At 63.6% G+C, this 19,826-nt stretch carries 20 protein-coding genes; 8 read left to right on the top strand and 12 right to left on the bottom strand.

The features are described from left to right. Positions 1-5: 5 nt before the first annotated feature. Together AWB74_RS20285 and AWB74_RS20290 are read left to right on the top strand one after the other, a co-directional pair. Positions 6-2,042: an NADH:flavin oxidoreductase gene (locus tag AWB74_RS20285; protein WP_061148518.1), complete on the top strand. Its 2,037-nt coding sequence runs from the start codon at positions 6-8 to the stop codon at positions 2,040-2,042. A gap of 12 nt (positions 2,043-2,054) precedes the next feature. Continuing rightward, positions 2,055-3,002, top strand: a complete 948-nt coding sequence (locus AWB74_RS20290; RefSeq protein ID WP_061148519.1) for an Ldh family oxidoreductase — start codon at positions 2,055-2,057, stop codon at positions 3,000-3,002. 25 nt (positions 3,003-3,027) lie between these two features. On the opposite strand, the gene AWB74_RS20295 is transcribed toward AWB74_RS20290, so the two are convergent. Genes AWB74_RS20295 through AWB74_RS20325 form a run of 7 tightly spaced genes read right to left on the bottom strand, consistent with a single transcriptional unit; the run spans position 3,028 to position 9,757 of the window. Continuing rightward, complete coding sequence (locus AWB74_RS20295; RefSeq protein ID WP_061148520.1) at positions 3,028-4,074, bottom strand: ABC transporter substrate-binding protein; 1,047 nt, start codon at positions 4,072-4,074, stop codon at positions 3,028-3,030. A gap of 14 nt (positions 4,075-4,088) precedes the next feature. After that, the gene (locus tag AWB74_RS20300; RefSeq protein ID WP_061148521.1) at positions 4,089-5,234 is read right to left on the bottom strand and encodes an NAD(P)/FAD-dependent oxidoreductase; all 1,146 of its coding nucleotides are present in this window, start codon (positions 5,232-5,234) and stop codon (positions 4,089-4,091) included. Next, complete coding sequence (locus AWB74_RS20305; protein ID WP_061148522.1) at positions 5,227-6,642, bottom strand: FAD/NAD(P)-dependent oxidoreductase; 1,416 nt, start codon at positions 6,640-6,642, stop codon at positions 5,227-5,229. The genes AWB74_RS20300 and AWB74_RS20305 overlap by 8 nt, the downstream gene beginning before the upstream one ends. After that, positions 6,639-6,947 carry a (2Fe-2S)-binding protein gene (locus AWB74_RS20310; RefSeq protein WP_061148523.1) on the bottom strand — a complete coding sequence of 103 codons (309 nt, stop codon included), beginning with the start codon at positions 6,945-6,947 and terminating at the stop codon, positions 6,639-6,641. Before AWB74_RS20310 ends, AWB74_RS20305 begins: the two co-directional genes overlap by 4 nt. Positions 6,948-6,956: 9 nt before the next feature. Beyond that, positions 6,957-7,751, bottom strand: a complete 795-nt coding sequence (locus AWB74_RS20315) for an ABC transporter permease (RefSeq protein WP_061148570.1) — start codon at positions 7,749-7,751, stop codon at positions 6,957-6,959. 4 nt (positions 7,752-7,755) lie between these two features. Then, complete coding sequence (locus AWB74_RS20320) at positions 7,756-8,673, bottom strand: ABC transporter permease (protein WP_061148524.1); 918 nt, start codon at positions 8,671-8,673, stop codon at positions 7,756-7,758. Next, entirely contained in the window at positions 8,666-9,757 is a 1,092-nt protein-coding gene (locus AWB74_RS20325; protein WP_061148525.1) for an ABC transporter ATP-binding protein, read from the bottom strand. Before AWB74_RS20325 ends, AWB74_RS20320 begins: the two co-directional genes overlap by 8 nt. Positions 9,758-10,030: 273 nt before the next feature. Between AWB74_RS20325 and AWB74_RS20330 the strand changes: the two genes are divergently transcribed. Beyond that, positions 10,031-10,906, top strand: coding sequence for an IclR family transcriptional regulator (locus AWB74_RS20330; protein ID WP_061148526.1), 876 nt, complete (start codon positions 10,031-10,033; stop codon positions 10,904-10,906). Between the two features lie 3 nt (positions 10,907-10,909). On the opposite strand, the gene AWB74_RS20335 is transcribed toward AWB74_RS20330, so the two are convergent. The 4 genes from AWB74_RS20335 to AWB74_RS20350 form a co-directional block, all read right to left on the bottom strand. Next, the gene (locus tag AWB74_RS20335; protein WP_327362155.1) at positions 10,910-11,740 is read right to left on the bottom strand and encodes a tetratricopeptide repeat protein; all 831 of its coding nucleotides are present in this window, start codon (positions 11,738-11,740) and stop codon (positions 10,910-10,912) included. Next, a complete protein-coding gene (gene ku, locus AWB74_RS20340; protein WP_061148571.1) occupies positions 11,737-12,660 on the bottom strand; it encodes a non-homologous end joining protein Ku in 924 nt (307 codons plus the stop codon). Before ku ends, AWB74_RS20335 begins: the two co-directional genes overlap by 4 nt. Positions 12,661-12,738: 78 nt before the next feature. Beyond that, positions 12,739-13,371, bottom strand: a complete 633-nt coding sequence (locus AWB74_RS20345; protein WP_061148527.1) for an NUDIX hydrolase — start codon at positions 13,369-13,371, stop codon at positions 12,739-12,741. 6 nt (positions 13,372-13,377) lie between these two features. After that, positions 13,378-14,295, bottom strand: a complete 918-nt coding sequence (locus AWB74_RS20350) for a LysR substrate-binding domain-containing protein (RefSeq protein ID WP_061148528.1) — start codon at positions 14,293-14,295, stop codon at positions 13,378-13,380. 115 nt (positions 14,296-14,410) lie between these two features. On the opposite strand from AWB74_RS20350, the gene AWB74_RS20355 reads away from it, so the two are divergent. Beyond that, on the top strand, positions 14,411-14,608 hold the full coding sequence (locus AWB74_RS20355) for a hypothetical protein (protein ID WP_061148529.1): 198 nt from the start codon (positions 14,411-14,413) through the stop codon (positions 14,606-14,608). Positions 14,609-14,623: 15 nt separating this feature from the next. Further along, positions 14,624-15,931, top strand: a complete 1,308-nt coding sequence (locus tag AWB74_RS20360) for an NAD(P)/FAD-dependent oxidoreductase (protein ID WP_061148530.1) — start codon at positions 14,624-14,626, stop codon at positions 15,929-15,931. A gap of 6 nt (positions 15,932-15,937) precedes the next feature. Here AWB74_RS20360 and AWB74_RS20365 read toward each other — a convergent pair whose 3' ends face one another. Beyond that, positions 15,938-16,501 (bottom strand): PAS and helix-turn-helix domain-containing protein, encoded by a 564-nt coding sequence (locus AWB74_RS20365; RefSeq protein WP_061148573.1) that lies wholly within the window; start codon positions 16,499-16,501, stop codon positions 15,938-15,940. Positions 16,502-16,631: 130 nt separating this feature from the next. On the opposite strand from AWB74_RS20365, the gene AWB74_RS20370 reads away from it, so the two are divergent. From AWB74_RS20370 to AWB74_RS20380, 3 genes are all read left to right on the top strand, one after another. After that, positions 16,632-17,600, top strand: a complete 969-nt coding sequence (locus AWB74_RS20370) for a dipeptidase (protein WP_061148531.1) — start codon at positions 16,632-16,634, stop codon at positions 17,598-17,600. 63 nt (positions 17,601-17,663) lie between these two features. Continuing rightward, positions 17,664-18,998, top strand: a complete 1,335-nt coding sequence (locus AWB74_RS20375; RefSeq protein ID WP_061148574.1) for an MFS transporter — start codon at positions 17,664-17,666, stop codon at positions 18,996-18,998. 180 nt (positions 18,999-19,178) lie between these two features. Next, positions 19,179-19,814 (top strand): TetR/AcrR family transcriptional regulator, encoded by a 636-nt coding sequence (locus AWB74_RS20380; protein WP_061148532.1) that lies wholly within the window; start codon positions 19,179-19,181, stop codon positions 19,812-19,814. Positions 19,815-19,826: the final 12 nt, after the last annotated feature.

The raw sequence follows: 19,826 nt of genomic DNA on the forward strand, positions 1-19,826 counted from the left end.
GCACCATGTCCACGGATCCGCTGCTGCAGCCCTATACGCTGAAACATCTGACGTTCCGCAACCGGATCATGACGACATCGCATGAACCGGCTTACGCCGAGGACGGCATGCCGAAGGAGCGTTACCGCGCTTACCACGTCGAGCGGGCCAAGGCTGGTATCGCGTTGACGATGACAGCCGGGTCCGCGGCGACGTCCAAGGACAGTCCGCCGGTCTTCAACAACATCCTCGTGTACAAGGATGAAGTGGTGCCGTGGATGAAGGATCTCGTCGACGAGTGTCACGAGCATGGCGCGAAGGTGATGATCCAGCTGACCCATCTCGGCCGCCGCACGCGCTGGGACAAGGGCGACTGGCTGCCCGCGGTGTCGCCGTCGCACAATCGCGAGGCGTCGCATCGCGCGTTTCCGAAGAAGATGGAGGACTGGGATATCGAGCGCATCGTCCGTGACTTCGCGGACGCGGCCGAGCGCATGAAAGCCGCCGGGCTCGACGGGCTCGAAATCGAAGCGTACGGCCATCTGAACGACCAGTTCTGGTCGCCGCTCACGAACACGCTCGAAGGTCCGTACGGCGGCTCGCTCGAGAATCGCATGCGTTTCACGTTCGACGTCCTGCGCGCGATGCGCGAGCGCGTCGGCGAGCGCTTTCTGCTCGGCATCCGCTATACCGCCGATGAAACGCTCGTGGGCGGCATCACGAAGGAAGAGGGCATCGAGATCTCGAAGCGCCTGAAGAACAGCGGGCTCGTCGATTTCCTGAACGTGGTGCGCGGGCATCTGGACACCGACGCCGGACTGACCGACGCCATCCCGATCATGGGGATGAAGAGCGCCCCGCATCTCGACTTCGCGGGCGAGATCCGCCAGGCGACGGACTTTCCCACGTTCCACGCCGCGCGCATTCAGGACGTCGCCACGGCGCGCCATGCGATCGAATCGGGCAAGATCGACATGGTCGGCATGACGCGCGCGCACATGACCGATCCGCATATCGTGCGCAAGATCATCGAGCGCCGGGAGGACGATATCCGCCCCTGCGTCGGCGCGAACTATTGTCTCGATCGCATCTATCAGGGCGGCATGGCGCTGTGCATCCATAACGCCGCGACGGGCCGCGAGCTCGAAATGCCGCAGACCATCAAGCCGGCCGCGATCAAGCGCAGGATCGTCATCGTCGGCGCGGGGCCCGCGGGTCTCGAAGCCGCGCGCGTGGCGGGCGAGCGCGGGCATGACGTCGTCGTGCTCGAAGCGATGAACGATCCTGGCGGCCAGATCCGCCTGACCGCATTGAACCCGCGCCGCAAGGAGATGATCGGCATCGTCGAATGGCGCATGGCGCAGTGCGAAAAGCTTGGCGTGCGCTTCAAGTTCAATACGTGGGCGGACACCGATACGGTGCTCGCGGAGAATCCCGATGTGGTGATCGTCGCGACCGGCGGCATGCCGCATACGGAGGTGTGCACGTCAGGCAACGAGCTCGTCGTCTCTTCATGGGACATCATTTCCGGCGACGTGAAACCCGGCGCCAATGCGCTGATCTTCGACGATGCCGGCGATCACGCCGCGCTGCAGGCCGCCGAAACCATCGCGCAGGCGGGCGGCAAGGTCGAGGTGATGACGCCCGACCGCACGTTCTCGCCCGAAGTGATGAGCATGAATCTCGTGCCTTACATGCGCTCGCTGCAAAAGCTCGCAACGACGTTCACGGTGACATTCCGGCTCGAATCGGTGCGGCGCGAAGGCAAGGACCTCGTCGCGACGATCGGCAGCGACTACGGCGGCGTGACGAAGGAGCAGCGCTACGATCAGATCGTCGTCAATCACGGCACGATTCCGATGGACGAGCTGTACTTCGAGCTCAAGCCGCTCTCGAAGAATCTCGGCGCGGTGAACTACGACGAGCTCATCGACGGCAAGCCGCAGACGCCGCAAACGAATCCCGACGGACGCTTCCAGCTTTTCCGTATCGGCGATGCGGTGTCGGCGCGCAACACGCACGCCGCGATCTATGACGCGCTGCGTCTCGTGAAGGATCTGTGAGCCGGGCGCGGCATGCGATTCAGCCCCGACGAGGCGCATGAGCTCGCGCGCCGTGCCGCCATGCGGGCAGGCGCGCGTGAGGACGTCGCGGATTCGCTCGCGAAGGCCGTCGTGTCCGCGGAACGTGCGGGCAAGAAGACGGTCGGATTCGCTCATCTGATCGACTATCTGCACGCGTTCGCCGAGGGCCGCATCGACGGGAAGGCGACGCCCGTCGTCACGTATCCCGCGCCTGCCCTGATTCGCGTCGATGCGCAGCAGGGCATCGCGCAACTGGGGTTCGATCTGGCGTTCGAAGAACTGATGGCGCGCGCGAAAGCGCATGGCGTCGCGACCTTCCAGCAGCACGGCAGCTATACGGCCGGCGAGCTCGGTTATTACACACGGCGGCTTGCCGGGCGCGGACTGCTGGCGATGGCCGTGTCGAACGCGCCGGCGCTGATGACGACCGCCGAAAGCCGCAAGCCGATCCTCGGCACCAATCCTCTGTCCTTCGCCGCGCCGCTGGAAAACGGCGGGCCGCTCGTCTTCGATCAGGCATCGAGCGCGACCGCGTTCGTCAACGTGAGACACGCGGCGCAAGCGGGCGAAGCGATTCCCGAAGGCTGGGCGCTCGACGGCGCGGGCGAGCCCACCACCGACTCGCGCGAAGCGCTGAACGGCGCATTGCTCGCGTTCGGCGGCGCGCGCGGGGCCAACATCGCGTTGATGGTCGAAGTCCTGGCGGCAGGCCTGACCGGCGCGAACTGGTCGCTCGATGCGCCTTCGTTCGTGCAGGGCGGGCAGTCGCCGTCGGTGGGTCTTTGCGTCGTCGCATGGGACGCGGCGGCCGGCTTCGGCACACGGCTGCAGACGCACATCGAGCGGCTCGCGCAATGCGGCATGCACATTCCGGGCCGCCGGGGAAGCCTCGATGAACTCGATATCCCCGACGACATCATCGAGCAACTGGAGCGCTGAAAGCGCCGCCGCTCAACGACTCGATTTACTTCTCGATCTGCTGGTTCCAGCGCTTGTCCCACTGCGCGCGATTCGCGTTGATCGTGTCCCAGTCCACGACGGTCACTTTCTTCACGAGCGCATTGAGGTCGCCGAGATTCTTCTCCATCTCGGGCGTCATCTTCGCCTGCGAGTTGGTGGGAATCTGCTTGCCCGCTTCGGCCGCCTTCGTCTGCGCGGGCGCGGACAGCAGGAATTGCGCGAGCTTCTGCGCGAGCGCCGGGTCGGGATTGTTCTTCACCACGCACAGATCGACGAGCAGCAGCACCGCGCCTTCCTTCGGCGCGACATACGCGACCGGCAAGCCTTTGTCCTTCAGATCGCCGACGGCGGTCGGCGTGAGCGGGAAGAGGCCGGCTTCGCCCGTCGTGATCATCTCCGAGAGCTTGGCCGAGTTCGGAATGTATTCGACGACATTCGGGCCAACCGTCGTCGCCCATTTGCTGAAGCCCGGCTCGACGTTCTCCTCGCTTCCGCCGAGCAGACGATTGATCGCGAGGAAGCCGTGCAGGCCGAAGGTGCTGCTCGATGCCGACTGGAACACCACCTTGCCCTTGTACTTCGGATCGGCGAAGTCCATCCACGAGGTCGGCGGCGCCCAGCCCTTTTCCTTGAAGAGCTTCGTGTTGTAGCCGATCCCCGTCATGCCGAGCTGCACGCCCGCGCCCATGTCGTCTTTGAGGCGCGCGAACGGATAAAGCTCCTTGAGCACGGGCGCATCGTCGAGCTTCTGGCATACCCCCATGCTGACGGCGCGGGCCATCACGCCGTCATCGAGAAACGCGACGTGAATCTGCGGGCTGTTGCGGTTCGCGAGCAGCTTGGCGAGCACATCCGACGACGTGCCCGGTACCACGACCACCTTCACGTTGTTGGCCTTCTCGAAGTCGGGCAGAACGCCGCTCGTATAGGCCTTTTCCATCGGCCCGCCGTTCATGCCGATATAGATGGTTTTGCTCTGCGACCACGCGGACGACGTGACGCCGAGTGCGACGAGCGCAGCAAGCGAAGCGAGTGTGCGGGACAGCTTCATCGTGTTTGTCCTTGTTATGGCAGTTGAGTGGCGGAAAGAGGCATGTGGCTGAACCGCGCGATCGAAAAGGCTTCGATCGGCGTGGCGGTTTCGCCTTGCGTGACGAGATCGGCGAGCACTTCGCCGACGCCGGGCGCGAGCAGAAAGCCGCCGCCCGAAAAACCGAATGCGTGCAGAAGACGCGGCGTCGTGTGGCTCAGGCCGATCACCGGATTGCTGTCGGGCGTCTCGCCTTCGACGCCGCTCCATGTGCGGATGAGCAGTGCATCGCGCAAGGCGGGCAGGAGCGCGCATGCATCGCGCATGACGGCGCGCGTCGTGGCCGTCGATGGCTGCGCGTACTCGCCGTCTCCATGTCCGCGCCCGCCGCCGATCACGCAGTTGCCGCGCTCGACCTGGCGCGCGTAGATGCCGCCGCCCACCACGCCGAGACTATGGCCGATGAAAAGCGGCAGCGGCTCGGTCACCCACATGTTCGGATAGATGGCTTTCATCGGCACGCTTTCGCCGAAGCTGCCTGCGATGCGGTTCGCCCACGCGCCCGCGCTGTTGATGAGCCAGTCCGAACTGATAAGCTCGTCGCCCGCGCGCATCTGAAAGCGCGTGCCGTCGAAGACGATATCGCTCAGCTCGGTTTGCTCGCGCACGTCGGCGCCCGCGCGTCGCGCTGCATGCGCGAAGCCCGACGACACGAGACGCGGATTGGCGTGGCCATCGGACGGGCAGAGCGAGCCGCCGATCGCCGCGGGGCCGAGCCACGGATAGCGCCTGCGAAATTCCGCGCCGCGCATGACCTGCGATTGCACGCCGTGTTCGCGCGCCATCGCGGACCATTGATCGAGCACGTCGAGATCGGCTTCGCGCCGCGCGAGCCGCAGATGCCCCGACACGACGAATTCGCCGTCGATGCCGATGAGTTCCGGCAATCGCGCATACACGCGCCGCGCGCGCACCGCGAGCGGCAGTTGCTCCGCGCTGCGTCCCTGCGTGCGCACGCCGCCGTAGTTCACGCCGCTCGCCTGCGCGCCGCAGAAGCGCCGTTCGACAAGCGCGACGCGCAGGCCTTTCGACGCGAGCGCGAGCGCCGCCGACGAACCGACGAGCCCGCCGCCCGCGATAACGACATCGTAATGACACACACCCGGTCGCGCGTCACTCATCGTGGGCTTCCTCGGGCTGCACTTGCACGCCGTCGTCGTAGAGCATCGGCGTGATCGGAATCGGTTTGATGGGCGCCTGGCTGCGCAGTCGTCCGACAGCGGCGGGCGGCTTGCCGGTTTCGGCGCACAGCAGCGCGATCGCGGATTCGCCGCACATGCGGCCCTGACAGCGGCCCATGCCGATGCGCGTGAGCGCTTTGAGCCGATTGACCTCCGTGGCGAGACCGCTACGGATGCACGCGCGCATCGTGCCCGCGGTGACTTCCTCGCAGCGGCAGACGACGAGATCGTCCGGCCAGCTTTGCGCTGCGTTGTCGGGCGGCGCGAACGCATGCTCGATGCCCGCGCGAAAGGCCGCGATGCGCCCGAGTTCGTGTTCGAGCTTCGCCGCGTGATGTTGATTCCAAGCGACGCCGATGTCTTCGAGCAGCGCGAGCGCGGCGCGCCGTCCGGCGAGTTCGGCCGCGTCCGCGCCGGCGATGCCCGCGCCATCGCCCGCGAGGTAGACATGGCGCACGGAGCTGCGGCCGGCCGCATCGCGCTCGGGTATCCAGCAACGGTTCAGCGCGTCGAAATGAAAGTTGCAACCGGCGAGATCGGCAAGCTGCGTTTCGGGCCTGAGGCCGAAGCCCATGCCGACGGCATCGCAATCGAGCGCGCGCATGTCGCCGCGCTGCGTGCGCCAGCGAATGCCGCTCACGGCATCGTCGCCATCGATTCGATCGAGCGTCACGCCGCGTTCGATGCGCACGCCGCGCGCATGCAGCCATCCGACGTAATACAGGCCTTTCGCGAACGTCGAAGGCTGATTCAGCATGCGCGGCGCGGCGGCGGCCTGACGCGAAAGCGGACTCGTATCGAGCACGGCCACGACCTGCGCGCCTGCCTTCACGTATTGATACGCGACCAGGTACAGCAACGGACCCGTGCCTGCGAGCACGACGCGCGAACCGATCGCGCAGCCTTGCGCCTTCAGCGCGACCTGTGCGCCGCCGAGCGTGTAGACGCCCGCGAGCGTCCAGCCGGGCAGCGGCACGATGCGATCGGTCGCGCCGCTCGCGATGATCAGATGCGTGAACGGCACGCTGGTTTCGCGGCCCGCGTGCAGCGTGTCGAGACGGTTTGGCTCGCAGGCCCACGCGAGCGTGTCGGGGCGATAGTCGATCTGCGGCAGCAGCTTCGCCATCGTGTCGTGCACGGCTTCGGCCTTCTTCGCTTCGAAGCCGTAGAGCGTCGATTTGCTGCGATCGAACCCGGCATCGGCGGGCGGCTGCCGATAGATCTGCCCGCCCCAGCGCGCGCTTTCATCGATCACGACAGGACGCACACCCGTCGCGACGAGCGTCTCGGCCGCGCGAACGCCCGCTGGCCCCGCACCGACGATCACCACACGATGCGCGCCGTTCATCGCGCGTCCTCCGTGACGACGCGCATGTTCGCTTCGACGCGCGTCGAGCATGCGCGCATGCGCTTGCCGTTTTCATCGCGCACCCAGCAGTCCTGACACGCGCCGATCAGACAGAAACCCGCGCGCGGCTGGCCGCTGAATTCACTATGACGCACATGACGCTGCTGCATGAGAATCGCGGTGAGCAGCGTATCGCCCGCGAGCGCTTCCGCCGGAACGCCATCGAGAACGAAGGGGATGCGCGCGCGTTCCTTGTCGGCGAGACGGACGAACTGCGGCGCGGATTTGACCGTAACGGTGCTCATGATGTGATGTCAGTGCTGGCCGATCAGAATGCGGTTGAGCCCGTACACGCGATCGAGGATCAGCATCGCGCCCGCGGTGATGAAGATCACGAGTGCGGAGACGGACGCCATCATCGGATCGATGGATTCGGTCGCGTACATGTACATGCGCACGGGCAGCGTGACCGTTTGCGGCGACGTCACGAAGACCGACATCGTTAGTTCATCGAAGCTGTTGATGAACGCGAGCAGCCAGCCGCCGGTAATGCCGGGCAGGATCATCGGCAAGGTGACGCGGCGAAACGTGGTCCACGCGCTCGCGCCTAACGATGCCGCGGCGTGCTCGATGCTGCGGTCCATGCCGCTCACCGACGCGAGCACGAGCCGCATCACGAACGGTGTGATGATGACCATGTGCGCGAGGACGAGCCACGCGAACGAGCCGGTCGCGCCGATCATCGCGAAGAAGCGCAGCATCGCAATGCCGAGCACGAGGCCGGGGATCACGAGCGGCGAAAGCAGGAGCGCGTTCAGGAAGCCGCGTCCGGGAAAGCGCGCGCGGCCGATCGCGAGTCCCGCCGGCAAGGCAATGACGAGCGACAGCGTCGCCGATGCGAACGCGAGCTTCACGCTGTTGAAGAATGCCGAGATGAAGTCGGGATAATCGAGAATCGCGCGGAACCAGCGCAGCGAGAGGCCGCGCGTGGGCAGCGTGAGCGTTTCCTCGGGCGTGAATGCGACGAGCACGACGATGACGAGCGGTGCCAGCACGAACAGAATTACGATCGTGTGGAACGCCAGCGCGAGGGGACCGTTTTTGCGCATTTTGCTAGCCCATGCTGCGCGCATAGCGACGCTCTAGCACGCGATAGTAAGTAAGCATCACCACGAGATTCGCGATGAGCAGCAAGAGCGCGATGGTCGCGCCGAGCGGCCAGTTCATCGAACTGAGGAACTGGTCGTAGACGGTCGTGGCCGCGACCTTGAGACGCCGGCCGCCGAGCAGGCCGGGAATCGCGAAGGCGCTCGCCGAAAGACCGAACACCATCAGGCTGCCCGACAGAATGCCCGGCACGAGTTGAGGCAGCACGATGCGCCACAGCGTGACGGCGGGCGACGCCATCAGCGAGAGCGCCGCGTTTTCCGTCTGCGGATCGATACGCTGCAACGCGGTCCACACCGGAATCACCATGAACGGCAGCATCACATGCACGAGCGCGATGACGATCGCGAAGTTCGTATAGAGCAGCTTGTACGGACCCATGCCGAACGCGCCGAACATCTGGTTCACGAGGCCGTTCACATTGAGCAGCATGCTCCAGCCGAACGCGCGCACGACCACCGACACGAGCAGCGGCGCGAGGATCACGAGCAGAAACACGGAGCGCCACGGATCGCCCATGCGCGACAGGATGTAGGCCTCGGGCGTGCCGATCACGACGCATAGCAACGTGACCAGCGCGGCGATGCCGAACGTGCGCAGAAAGATCGTGTGGAAGTATTCCGAGCCGAGCACTTCGGCATAGTTATGCAGATCGAAGGCGGCGACCGGTCCCATCGACGGATCGAAACGATAGAACGTCAGCGCAAGCGTCATCGCGAGCGGCACGATCACGAGCACGGAGAAGAGCAGCAGCGCGGGCGCGCTCATCATCCACAAGGGAACATAAGCGTGCCACGGCGCGCGGCGCGTGCCGTTCGCTTGTGCCGTCGCGGCGGGTTCGGACGAGCGCAGCGTGCTATCCACGGGCGGCCTCCTGCTGGATGAAGCGGATCGATTCCGTGTTCCAGTCGATGCCCACCTGCGCGCCTTCTTCGAGCGGTTCGTCGCCGTGATTCTGGCAGCACACGAGCATTTCGCCCGCACGGCTGTCGAGCCGATAAAGCCACTGGCTGCCGAGGAAGAAGCGGCTCGTCACGCGGCCCGGCAAACGTCCGCTGCCTGCCGCGCCGAGCTTCAGTTTCTCGGGACGGATGCAGACGGTGACCGCATCGCCGACGCCGATCGCGCGCTCGCGCTCCGGCAGTTGCGCGGTCGAGCCGGTTTCCGCGAGATCGTGGCCGAGGTCGATGCGAATGGCGTCGCCGTCACGCGCGACGATCGTGCCGCGCAGCATGTTCGCCTTGCCGATGAACTGCGACACGAAGCTCGTCTCCGGGCGCTCATAGGCGCGATAAGGCGTATCGACCTGCGTGATGCGGCCCGCTTCCATCACGACGACGCGATCGCTGATCGACAGCGCTTCGGACTGATCGTGCGTGACCATGATCGTCGTCGTGCCGATCTTGCGCTGAATGCCGCGCAATTCGAACTGCATGTCTTCGCGCAGCTTGGCGTCGAGGTTCGACATCGGCTCGTCGAGCAGAAGCACGGGCGGCGCGATGACGATGGCCCGTGCGAGCGCCACGCGCTGACGCTGGCCGCCCGACAGCTCGCGGGGAAAGCGTTGCGCGAGCTTGTCGAGCCGCACGAGCGACAGCGCTTCGTTCACGCGGTCCCTGCGTTCGCGCTTGTCGACGCCGCGCATCTCCAGGCCGAAGCTCACGTTCTGCTCCACGCTCATGTGCGGAAAGAGCGCATAGCTTTGAAACACGATGCCAAGGCCGCGCCGGTTCGGCCGCATATGCGTGATGTCGCGGCCATCGAGCGTGATGCGGCCGTGCGTCGCCTCGATGAAGCCCGCGATCATCTGCAAGGTGGTGGTCTTGCCGCAGCCCGACGGTCCGAGCAGCGACACGAATTCGCCTTTCTCGACCGACAGATTCACATCGGCGACGGCGTGCAGATCGCCGAACGACTTCGACAGATCCGTCAATGTGAGAAACGACATGGCTGCCCCTTTTGGACGCGTTGCGCGCCGCTTTCGATGTAGGGACTCTAGCCAGCCATATTTCATCGCGTCAATTTCAAATTCCATTGAACGATTAAAAGCTATCGTTGCATTCCGTTTGATGGAATCGAAGATCAGAACTTCAGATTTTTATTTCACTGAACGGGATATGGGTTATCCCTTAGATTGCGCGGCGTCGCCGAATCGGGTCGAATAACGGCATGCGCGTAGGCCACCGCGGCGATTCCGTTGAATGAAATAAGCGAGGCGAGAATGAAGACATCCGACGAAGCAAACGGAACGGCCGCGCCGGATGCGCCCGGCGTCGGCATGCTGCAACGCGCATTCGCCGTGATACGCGCACTCGGCGACGATCAGGCGGAAGGCAGCCGCGTGACCGCGCTGGCGAAGTCGGTCGGACTCACGCAGGCGACGGTGCATCGGATCCTGCATGCGCTGATCGCGGAAGGCGTCGTCGAGCAGGATGAAGGCAGCAAGCGTTATCGGCTGAGCGTCGATTTCTTTTCGCTGGCCGCGCAGGCGGGCAACCCGAGCCGGATGCGCGCGCTGTGCCGGCCCGCGCTGCTGCGCTTGTGCGCGAGCCTCGGCGAGACCATCTTTCTGCTGGTGAAAAGCAGTTTCGATGCGGTCTGCCTCGACATGTGCGAAGGCCCATTCCCGATCCGCTCGTTCACCGGCGATGTGGGCGGGCGCGTCGCGCTGGGGGTGGGGCAGGGCAGTCTCGCCATTCTCGCGTTTCAGCCGGAATCGGAGCGCGAAGAAATCATTCGCTTCAACGTGCCGCGGCTGCATAACTATGGCGTGTTCGACGAAGTCTATCTGCGCACCGAGATCGAGCGTGTGCGCGCGCAAGGTTATGCGGGGCGCAACAGCGGATTGATCGATGGCATGGCGGGCGTCGCGGTGCCGATTCTGGATCGCTCGGGGCATGCGGTCGGCGCGTTGAGCGTCGGCACGTTATCGACGCGTCTGAACGAGGACCGCTTGCCGATGGTCGTCGAATTGCTGAAACGCCAGGCGGCGGCAATCGGTCCGCAGATCAATCCGTTCGATGTGGCCGTGCGCCGTCCCGTTCATGGCCTGACGCGTCAAATGGCGACGAAGCCGTTATCGGGCTCGTCGCAATGAAGATCAGCTATTCAATTTCCGGTAAGCATTCAGATGACGGATGAGACCTTGCCGGTCTCCGCGCCTGTCGAGCAGGATCGCAAGGTTATGATGCGCGTCCGCATAATCCGGATCGGCTTCGAGACAGCGCCGATAACTTTGCACCGCTTCGTCGATCTCACCGATACCTTCGAGCGCGACAGCCCGGTTGAAATGCAGCACGGCATCGGTCGGAAAGTGAATGAGCGCTTCGTCGAACACGGCCAGCGCGTCGCCGCAACGGTGCTCCTCTTCGCATAGCAATGCGCCGAGATCGACGTACGCGCCGTAATGCGGTTCGGGCGACAACTCGATCGCGCGTCGATACGCACGCTCCGCGCCTCGCGCGTCGGTCTTCATGAGTTGTCCGCCAAGCTCATACCATTCGCCGGCCTGCGTCGCCGCCGCTTCCTTGCGCTCGGGCGTCGCATCGAGCAGCACGACGTTGCCCTTGACCTCCGCGACTTCGAAATCGAGCAGCAGTTGACCCGTCACGGCGTCCCATTGCGATGGTCCCGTCTTCACCACGACCGAGCCGCCCTCGGCCGTCACGCGCAAGCCGGAGAGCGGCAGTTCGTCCGGCAGGTCCGACTTCAATCTTGCAAGCGCCTGGCTGATCTTGCGCGGCGGAACATCGGCGGCGCGCAGGCGCAAGGCCGTGCGCAACAGGACGACATCCTGAAACGAGAAGCGCAGTTCGTTACGCGGCCCGCGTTCGGGCGTGACGAAGCCCGCATCGATCAGGCCGGTGACGACCCGGCGCGTCACGCCCAGCATCGACACGAGCTTGGCCAGCGATAGATCGTGAGCGATCACTTGCGGGCGCGCGTCCTGGCCGGCGCTTCGGCCGCCACTTTCGGCGCCCGCGCGGCGGGCTTTCTGACCTTCGGCACCTCGACGGCTTCCTCGGCTTCCACCGCCGTCTTGCGCCTGCTTGACGACGCGGCCTTCGGCTTCGCGCTGGTCTTGGCGAGGCTCGCGCGCAACGCATCCATCAGGTCGATGACTTCGCCGCCCGCAGCCGGTTCTTCGGCTTCCGGCGAGATGATTTCCTTACCCTCGATCTTCCGGTCGATGGCGGCGAGGACGCGCTTCTTCTCCTCGTCTTCGTAGGCGGCTGCATCGTAGGTGTCTTCGGCGCCCTGCTCGATGATCTGAAGCGCGAGCTTCAGTTCCGCGTCCGACACCGTCACGTGCTCGATGTTCAGATCCTTGAGGGAACGCACTTCATCGGCGAAAAGGAGTTGTTGAAAGACCATGCCGTCATCGGCGGGGCGCACCTGGACGACGCGCGTCTTGCCCTTATAGGACCATTTGGCCAGCGCGCACCGTCCGCTTTGCGCGAGCGCTTGCTGAAGCAGGCTATATGGTTTGCCGCCGCGCTTGTCGGGCGCGATGAAATAGGCCTTGTCATAGAAGATCGGATCGACGGATTTCTCGGGCACGAACGAGACGATTTCGACGACATGACTCGCGCCTTCTTCGAGAGCCTTCAGTTCGTCGCCGGTGAAGACGACATAGCGGCCTTTCTCGAACTCGTAGCCCTTCTTCATGGCAGACCGTTCGACGAGCTCGCCCGTCGCGTCGGACACGTATTGCTGTTTGACCCGCGAGCCATCGGGCGCGAGCAGATTGAAGCGGACATCCGATGCGCTCTCGGTCGCCGAATAAAGCTTGACGGGTATCGAGACGAGTCCGAACGAGAGTGACAAAGACGCAATCGAGCGTGCCGGCATGGGCTTCTCCTCGGTAAGCATTCGGCGAACCGCCTCACAGATTACCACCGGTCGGATGGCAGGGTTCGCCGCTGTGCTTCAGTCGAAGTCCACGTCGGCGCCGCGTCGCAATTCATCCAGCCGTCGAATCTGGCCGGGCATGATCCGGCCGAGCGACAGCGCCGGCAGATCGTTCAGACTGAAGAATCCGACGGCGTCGGTTTCCTCGCCGATCTTTTCGCCGGCATGAAGCACCTTGCCGAGGAAGACGAGCTTCCAGATATGAAAGACCGACGGCGGATGACAATGCTTCGCCGTATCCCACGCTGCGAGCAGGCGCACGATCTCGACCGTATAGCCGCTTTCCTCGCGCACTTCCTTGGCGGCGTTTTCCGCGGGCGACAAACCTACGTCGGCCCAGCCGCCGGGAAGCGACCACAGTCCATCGGCCGCTTCCTGCACGAGCAGAATCTGTCCGGCCTCGTTGAACACGGCGCATCTGACATCGAGCTTCGGATTGGCATAGCCCGATTCGAATGCGAAGAGCTCGGCGACCTTGCCCGTTTCCATCGAGGCGATCTCCGCGATCTGCTCATGCGCGATCGTCGCGATTTCGTCGTAGCGTTCCTTGTCGAAGATGCCGGTCGTGTAATGCAAGCCTGTCTGCGCGAGGGCGAGCAGGCGGCGGGCCTGTTCGAGCCGTCGCGTGAATGATGGGTTTTCCGATGACATGGGCGCTCACTGGTCGGTCCGTCGTTCGGTTTCGATATACGACTGCGCGGTTTCCAGCAGCCAGTGCTCGAAGGTCCGCAGCAACGGCGAGTTCTGCTTGCGCTCGGGATAGACGAGGTAATACCCCTTGTCGCTGGGCAGGGATAGCTCGAACGGCCGCACGAGTTCGCGCGTGTGCAGTTCGTGCGCGACGAGAAAGCGCGGCACGAGTGCGATGCCGAGACCGGCTTTCGCGGCTTCGACGAGCATCGAAAAGAGTTCGTATCGCTGGCCCTTCATGCTGTCGACGTCATGCGCGGCTGCCTGAGCGAGCCACTGCCGCCATGCGTCGGGACGCGCGGACTGATGCAGCAGCGTGAAGCCGGCGACGTCCCGAGGCGCGAGCTTCTTGCGCCCGGCGAGCAGGCGCGGACTGCATACCGCCGTGATTTCCTCGCCGAACAGATACTTGGCCACCGAACCGGGCCAGACCGGATCGCCGAAGTGGATGGCGGCATCGAAAGGCGTGTCCTTGAAGAGAAACGGCGCCGCCCGCGTGGTCAGGTTGACGACGATGTCTTCGTGCTCCGCATAGAACGCCGGGAGCCGCGGGATGAGCCAGCGCGTGGCGAAGGTGGGGATTACCGCGAGTTCCAGAATGCCGCCCGCGTTACGGTGCGCCATCGCGGCGAGCGTGTCGCGTTCTAGACGTTCGAGATTTTCACGGACCCGCTTCGCATAGATCTCGCCGGCTTCGGTCAGGCTGATTCGCCGTTTGTGCCGGTTGAAAAGCGGCGTGCCGAGATATTCCTCCAGGCTCGCGACCTGACGGCCCACCGCACTCTGCGTCAGCGACAGTTCTTCGGCGGTGCGCGTGAAGCTCAGGTGCCGGGCTGCGGCCTCGAACGCGATCAGGGCGTCGATGCTCGGTATTTTGCGTCTCACACATCCTTCCTGTTACGCACAACGTTGAGTGTTTATATCGTTTGCCGGCCATTAATGGTGCCATGAGAATCGTTCCAACGGCATTTACTTCCTAACGAACGTTCTCATTCGAACCATGAACCCTTTCATCGACGAAGCCGCATTCTCCTTTCAAGCCTTGTCCCAGGGCAATCTCTCCACGTCGAAGCGTTCCGTCGACAAGGCGCGCGCCTCGTCGTATTCGAAGCTGCTGGAAGGACCGGTTGCCATCATGGCCGGCAATGTTCCGGAACGCGCGGACGCCATTTCGGCGGCCATCCTGGGCTACAACTGAGCGGGAGGGCTGCAGATGCATCGCATCGTCATCGTGGGAGGCGGGGCCGGCGGACTGGAGCTGGCGACGCGCCTCGGCAACAAGCTCGGCAAGGCGGGACGCGCGCACGTGACACTGGTCGATCGTTGCGCCGTGCACGTGTGGAAGCCGCTTTTGCACGAAGTGGCGGCTGGCAGCCTCGATACGCACGCGCACGAAATCGCTTATGCAGCCCACTCGCACTGGAACGGTTTCGCGTTCGTGCATGGCGAGATGACCGGCCTCGACCGCGAAAGCCGCCGCCTGAAGATCGGTCCGATGTTCGAATCCGACGACAGTGACGCCGAAGTGCTGCCGTCTCGCGACCTCGAATACGACACGCTGGTGCTCGCGCTCGGCAGCCGCACGCATTTCTTCGGTGTGCCGGGCGCGGAAGAACACGCCATCGCGCTCGATACGCTCGAACAGGCGGAGCATCTGCGCAAGCGTCTGCTTCGGGTCTGCCTGAGAAAGCACGCGCAAGGCACGAGCGAAGCGGACGAGGCGGTGGATATCGCCATCATCGGTGGCGGCGCGACGGGTGTCGAACTCGCGGCGGAACTGCGGCGCATGGAACACACGTTGAAGCAGTTCAGGCTGCTTTCCGGCAGCCCGCGTGCCGCGATGCGCATTACGCTGCTCGAACGCGGCGATCGCGTGTTGCCCGCGCTTCCCCGGCGCGTGTCCGATACGACGCGCGATATCCTCGAGAAGATGAGCATTTCGGTGCGGGTGTCGACGTCGGTGACGAGCGTGCGGCCGGATAGCGTCGACGTCGCCGGCGGGGCATCGATTCCCGCCGACATCACGATCTGGGCGGCGGGCATCAAGGCGCCGTCCGTGCTTGCATCCCTCGATGGTCTCGCCGTGAATCACGTCAATCAGGTCAGGGTCACGAGTTCGTTGCAGAGCGAAACGGATGCGAACATCTTCGCGCTCGGCGATTGCGCGAGCTGCGCATGGACCGCCGATGTGCTGGTTCCTCCGCGTGCTCAGGCCGCGCATCAGCAAGCGATGTTCTTGTGCAAGGCGCTGAACGCGCGCATCGAAGGCCGGGCCGTCGGCGCGTTCACGTACAAGGACCACGGCTCACTGGTTTCGCTGGGCTCGCCGACGGCGGTAGGCAGCGTGGCCGGTATCACCAGCACGGGAAAGTTCTTCGTTGAAGGGTTCGTCGCGAAGCTGATGTATGCGGCGCTGTATAGAAAGCATCTGATGGCCGTGTCGGGCTTGCGTCGAACGGTCTTCGGCATCGCCGCGCATGGTCTCGGCAGACTGCTGGCGCCGCGGGTGAAGCTGCACTGAGTGGCGTCAGGCCAGAATCCGCTTGATCAGATCAGCGGTGGTCTTGACTTCGTACTTTCGCAACAGGCTCGCACGATGGATATCGACCGTCCGCGGGCTGATGTCGAGTTCTCTTCCGATCTCCTTGCTCGTCATGCCATGCACGACCAGCGCGGCGACATCGCGCTCGCGCTCGGTCAACAGGCTGGCGACGTCCGAGTGCTTCTCCTGCGCCGACAAATCCGTGAAGGTCCATAGCGCCAGCTCATAGGGACGCTTCGGGTTGAAGCCGAATCCGCATACGGTGACCCAGAAGTGACTGCCGTCGATACGGCGCATGATGCGATCGTCGCTGAACACGGCGCGCTTCGCGATCAATGGCGCGATGCGGCGGCCCGTGCTTGCGAAATCCTTCTGCTCCGGATAGAGCACCGCGAATGACTGATTCACGATGTCACTGCGCTTTGCGCGAAAGAGTGCGAGCGCGCGGTCGTTGCAGTCGATCATGATGCGCTCGCGCGCGACGATGACGGCAGTGGGCAGTTTCAGGAATATTTCTTCGTAATCGAGCGGCGGCGCGGGTGTGGACATCGTGTAATCCATGCGGCGAATCGGTCGTCCTGCCCAACATTTACCTAGGTAACCGATACGTATAGACCTATGTAATCGACGCGACTACATTTCTCTCAACGGTGACGGAAAGTCAATAGCGAGGAGAGAAATGACACTGCACGAACGTTGCGTGGTGATGGACGGTCTCATCGTGTCCAAATGGGAAAAGTCGATTTTCGAGGACATGAGCCGCGGCGGGCTGACCGCCGCGAACTGCACGGTATCGATCTGGGAAGATTTCCTCGGAACGATCGACAACATCATCGAGATGAAGAAGCTGGTCGCGGCCAGCAGCGAACTGGCGACGATCGCGCGATCCGTCGCCGATATCCGCGCTGCAAAGTTATCGGGGAAGACGGCGATCATCCTCGGGTTCCAGAACAGTCACGCATTCGAAGACCGCATCGAATATGTCGGTCTTTTCAAGGAGCTCGGCGTAGGCATCTCGCAGCTCGCCTACAACACACAGAATCTCATCGGCACGGGCTGTTATGAACGCGATGGCGGGTTATCGGGCTTCGGGCACGAGATCGTCGCGGAAATGAATCGGGTCGGCATGCTCGTGGATCTGTCGCACGTGGGGGCGAATACATCGAAGGAAGCGATTCTCGCGTCGAAAAAACCGGTCTGCTATTCGCACTGCCTGCCATCGGGACTCAAGGAACATCCTCGCAACAAGTCGGATGATGAATTGCGCTTTATCGTCGACCGCGGCGGGTTCGTCGGGGTGACGATGTTCTCGCCGTTTCTCAAGAATGGTCCCGACTCGACGATCGACGACTATGTCGAAGCCATCCAGTACGTGATCAACGTCGTGGGTGAAGACGCGGTGGGTATCGGCACCGACTTCACGCAAGGTTACGACAAAGGCTTCTACGACTGGATCAGTCACGACAAAGGCGCATACCGAAGGCTGACGGATTTCGGAACGGTGCTGAATCCGCTCGGCCTGAGGACGATCGGGGAATTCCCCAATCTGACTCGCGCGATGGAAGCCGCGGGCATGCCGGAGCGCATCATCGAGAAAGTCCTCGGCGAGAACTGGCTGCGCCTCCTCGATGAAGTCTGGTCCGTGTGATTCGATTTGATTCGCTTCGAGACACACCGATAACCCGCGAACCCCGCAATGCACGGAGGAGACATGTACAGAAAGATCCAGCCGCTCGCGAGCGATCTGAATTACGACACATCGGACGAGCAGGCTCAATCCCGGCTCTACAGGAAAGTCGCATGGCGGCTCATCCCGCTCTTGTTCATTTGCTATGTCGTGGCCTATCTCGACCGCATCAACGTCGGCTTTGCGAAGCTGCAAATGCAGGATGCGCTCGGCTTCAGCGACACGGTGTACGGATTGGGCGCGGGCATTTTCTTCGTCGGCTACTTCCTCTTCGAAGTGCCTAGCAACTTGATTCTGGAACGCATCGGCGCGAAGAAGACGATCGCGAGAATCATGATCTGCTGGGGCATCGTGGGTTGTCTGATGGCTCACGTGTCGAGCCCCACCGGATTCTATGTGCTGCGCTTTCTGCTCGGCGCATTCGAAGCAGGCTTCTTTCCGGGCGTGGTCTATTACATCGGCTGCTGGTTTCCCGAAGCGAGACGCGGTCACATGCTCGGCATCTTCATGACCGGCATTCCGATTGCCGGGCTGTTCGGCGGCCCCGTATCAGGATGGGCGATGACGAGTCTCAGCGGCTTCGGCATGGCGGGCTGGCAATGGCTCTACATCATCGAGGCAGTGCCCGCGGTGCTGCTCGGGATCGTCGCACTCATCTATCTCGATGACAGCGCGAAGACCGCGAAGTGGCTCACGTCCGACGAGCGCGACCGCCTGACCCGCGCGCTGGCGGGGGAATCGGAGCGGAACTCGTCGCGCGCGGATTCCAGCTTGCGCACGGCGATGACGAGCCCGCGGCTCTACGCCCTGGCGTTCGCGTATTTCGCCTTCATCTGCGGGACGTATGCCGTGAGCTTCTGGCTTCCGACGGTGCTTAAATCGAGCGGCGTCACCGATGTCGCGCGCATCGGCTGGTATTCCGCCATTCCGTTCGGGATCAGCGCGCTCGGCATGGTCTGGCTGTGCCGGAATTCCGATCGTACGATGGAACGCCGCTGGCATACCGCGCTTGCGGCGATTGCGGGCGCCGTCGCGCTTGCCTTGCTGCCGCATGTGCCGGCGAATGTCTCGGTGACCATCGTCCTGCTGACGGTGGCCGCGACCGGCATCTTCGCGACGATGCCCTTGTTCTGGTCGATCGCGACGGACTACTTTTCGGGTACGTCGTCGGCCGCGGTGGCGATCGCGTTCATCAACAGCCTCGGGCTCGTCGGCGGATTCGCCAGCCCCTTCGTGATGGGCTGGCTGAAGACCGTGACCGGCTCGCTCACCTCCGGGCTCTACCTCGTGACGGGCGTATTGCTGCTCGGCGCGCTGGTCCTGCTCTGGTGCGCGCCCCGCCCGACGCGGCGTGTCTAGGACATCGGTCGGTACACGGCACGGCGCGGTCCGTGCCGTTTTTTCAGCTTTCACTAGCGTTTCATATTACCCTCGTCAAGGCGGCAACAATCCGTATATGCCGCCCTATGCCTGGGACCGTGACGCTCGGCATAATGTCGGCTATTAATTAAGGGTTGCAATTCCATTGGTAGCCGAGAAATGAGCGAACAACGAGCAAAACGTGATCCGGAAGGCACGAGACGGCGCATTCTCGAAGCCGCCACCGAGCAATTCACGAGATTCGGCCTCGCAGGCGCACGGGTCGACGCCATCGCCACGGCCGCGGGCACGAACGAGCGCATGCTCTACTACTACTTCACGAGCAAGGAAGGCCTGTACGTCGCGGTGCTCGAAGCCATGTACGTGCAGTTCGCTGAGCGGGAGGCACGCCTCGACCTGTCCGGCCTGCAACCGGCCGAAGCGATCCGCGAGCTGGCGAAGTCCATCTGGACGCATCTGCGGGAAAATCCCCAATGGTTGAGCCTCGTCAACAACGAAAATCTGCATGAAGGCCGCTATCTGGAGCGCTCGAACGGCTTGCGCGAGACGATCTCGCCCGTGGTCGACCTGGTGCGCGTCACGCTCGAGCGCGGCGCGGCGGCAGGACAGTTTCGCCAGGGCGTCGATCCGCTGGATTTCTACGTGACGCTGGTCGGCATGGGGTATTACATCGTATCGAACCGCTTCACCATCGACGCGTTCACGGGCCGGAACTACGCCGAATCCGCCCATCACGAGTCCATTGCCGCCATGCACCTCGACATGCTGCTCGGTTATCTGCGACCGGCCGCCTGAACGGGACTGAAC

The sequence above is a fragment of the Caballeronia arvi genome, assembly GCF_001544695.2.
GTDB classification, from domain to species: Bacteria; Pseudomonadota; Gammaproteobacteria; order Burkholderiales; family Burkholderiaceae; genus Caballeronia; species Caballeronia arvi.

Bases quoted from the DNA above. Each gene is read 5' to 3' on its own strand.
- AWB74_RS20380 (WP_061148532.1), top strand. From the start codon at position 19,179: ATGAGCGAACAACGAGCAAAACGTGATCCGGAAGGCACGAGACGGCGC.
- AWB74_RS20370 (WP_061148531.1), top strand. From the start codon at position 16,632: ATGACACTGCACGAACGTTGCGTGGTGATGGACGGTCTCATCGTGTCC.
- AWB74_RS20305 (WP_061148522.1), bottom strand. From the start codon at position 6,642: ATGAACGGCGCGCATCGTGTGGTGATCGTCGGTGCGGGGCCAGCGGGC.
- AWB74_RS20375 (WP_061148574.1), top strand. From the start codon at position 17,664: ATGTACAGAAAGATCCAGCCGCTCGCGAGCGATCTGAATTACGACACA.
- AWB74_RS20315 (WP_061148570.1), bottom strand. From the start codon at position 7,751: ATGCGCAAAAACGGTCCCCTCGCGCTGGCGTTCCACACGATCGTAATT.
- AWB74_RS20355 (WP_061148529.1), top strand. From the start codon at position 14,411: ATGAACCCTTTCATCGACGAAGCCGCATTCTCCTTTCAAGCCTTGTCC.
- AWB74_RS20290 (WP_061148519.1), top strand. From the start codon at position 2,055: ATGCGATTCAGCCCCGACGAGGCGCATGAGCTCGCGCGCCGTGCCGCC.
- AWB74_RS20295 (WP_061148520.1), bottom strand. From the start codon at position 4,074: ATGAAGCTGTCCCGCACACTCGCTTCGCTTGCTGCGCTCGTCGCACTC.
- AWB74_RS20365 (WP_061148573.1), bottom strand. From the start codon at position 16,501: ATGTCCACACCCGCGCCGCCGCTCGATTACGAAGAAATATTCCTGAAA.
- ku (WP_061148571.1), bottom strand. From the start codon at position 12,660: ATGCCGGCACGCTCGATTGCGTCTTTGTCACTCTCGTTCGGACTCGTC.
- AWB74_RS20310 (WP_061148523.1), bottom strand. From the start codon at position 6,947: ATGAGCACCGTTACGGTCAAATCCGCGCCGCAGTTCGTCCGTCTCGCC.
- AWB74_RS20325 (WP_061148525.1), bottom strand. From the start codon at position 9,757: ATGTCGTTTCTCACATTGACGGATCTGTCGAAGTCGTTCGGCGATCTG.
- AWB74_RS20285 (WP_061148518.1), top strand. From the start codon at position 6: ATGTCCACGGATCCGCTGCTGCAGCCCTATACGCTGAAACATCTGACG.
- AWB74_RS20345 (WP_061148527.1), bottom strand. From the start codon at position 13,371: ATGTCATCGGAAAACCCATCATTCACGCGACGGCTCGAACAGGCCCGC.
- AWB74_RS20330 (WP_061148526.1), top strand. From the start codon at position 10,031: ATGAAGACATCCGACGAAGCAAACGGAACGGCCGCGCCGGATGCGCCC.
- AWB74_RS20300 (WP_061148521.1), bottom strand. From the start codon at position 5,234: ATGAGTGACGCGCGACCGGGTGTGTGTCATTACGATGTCGTTATCGCG.
- AWB74_RS20360 (WP_061148530.1), top strand. From the start codon at position 14,624: ATGCATCGCATCGTCATCGTGGGAGGCGGGGCCGGCGGACTGGAGCTG.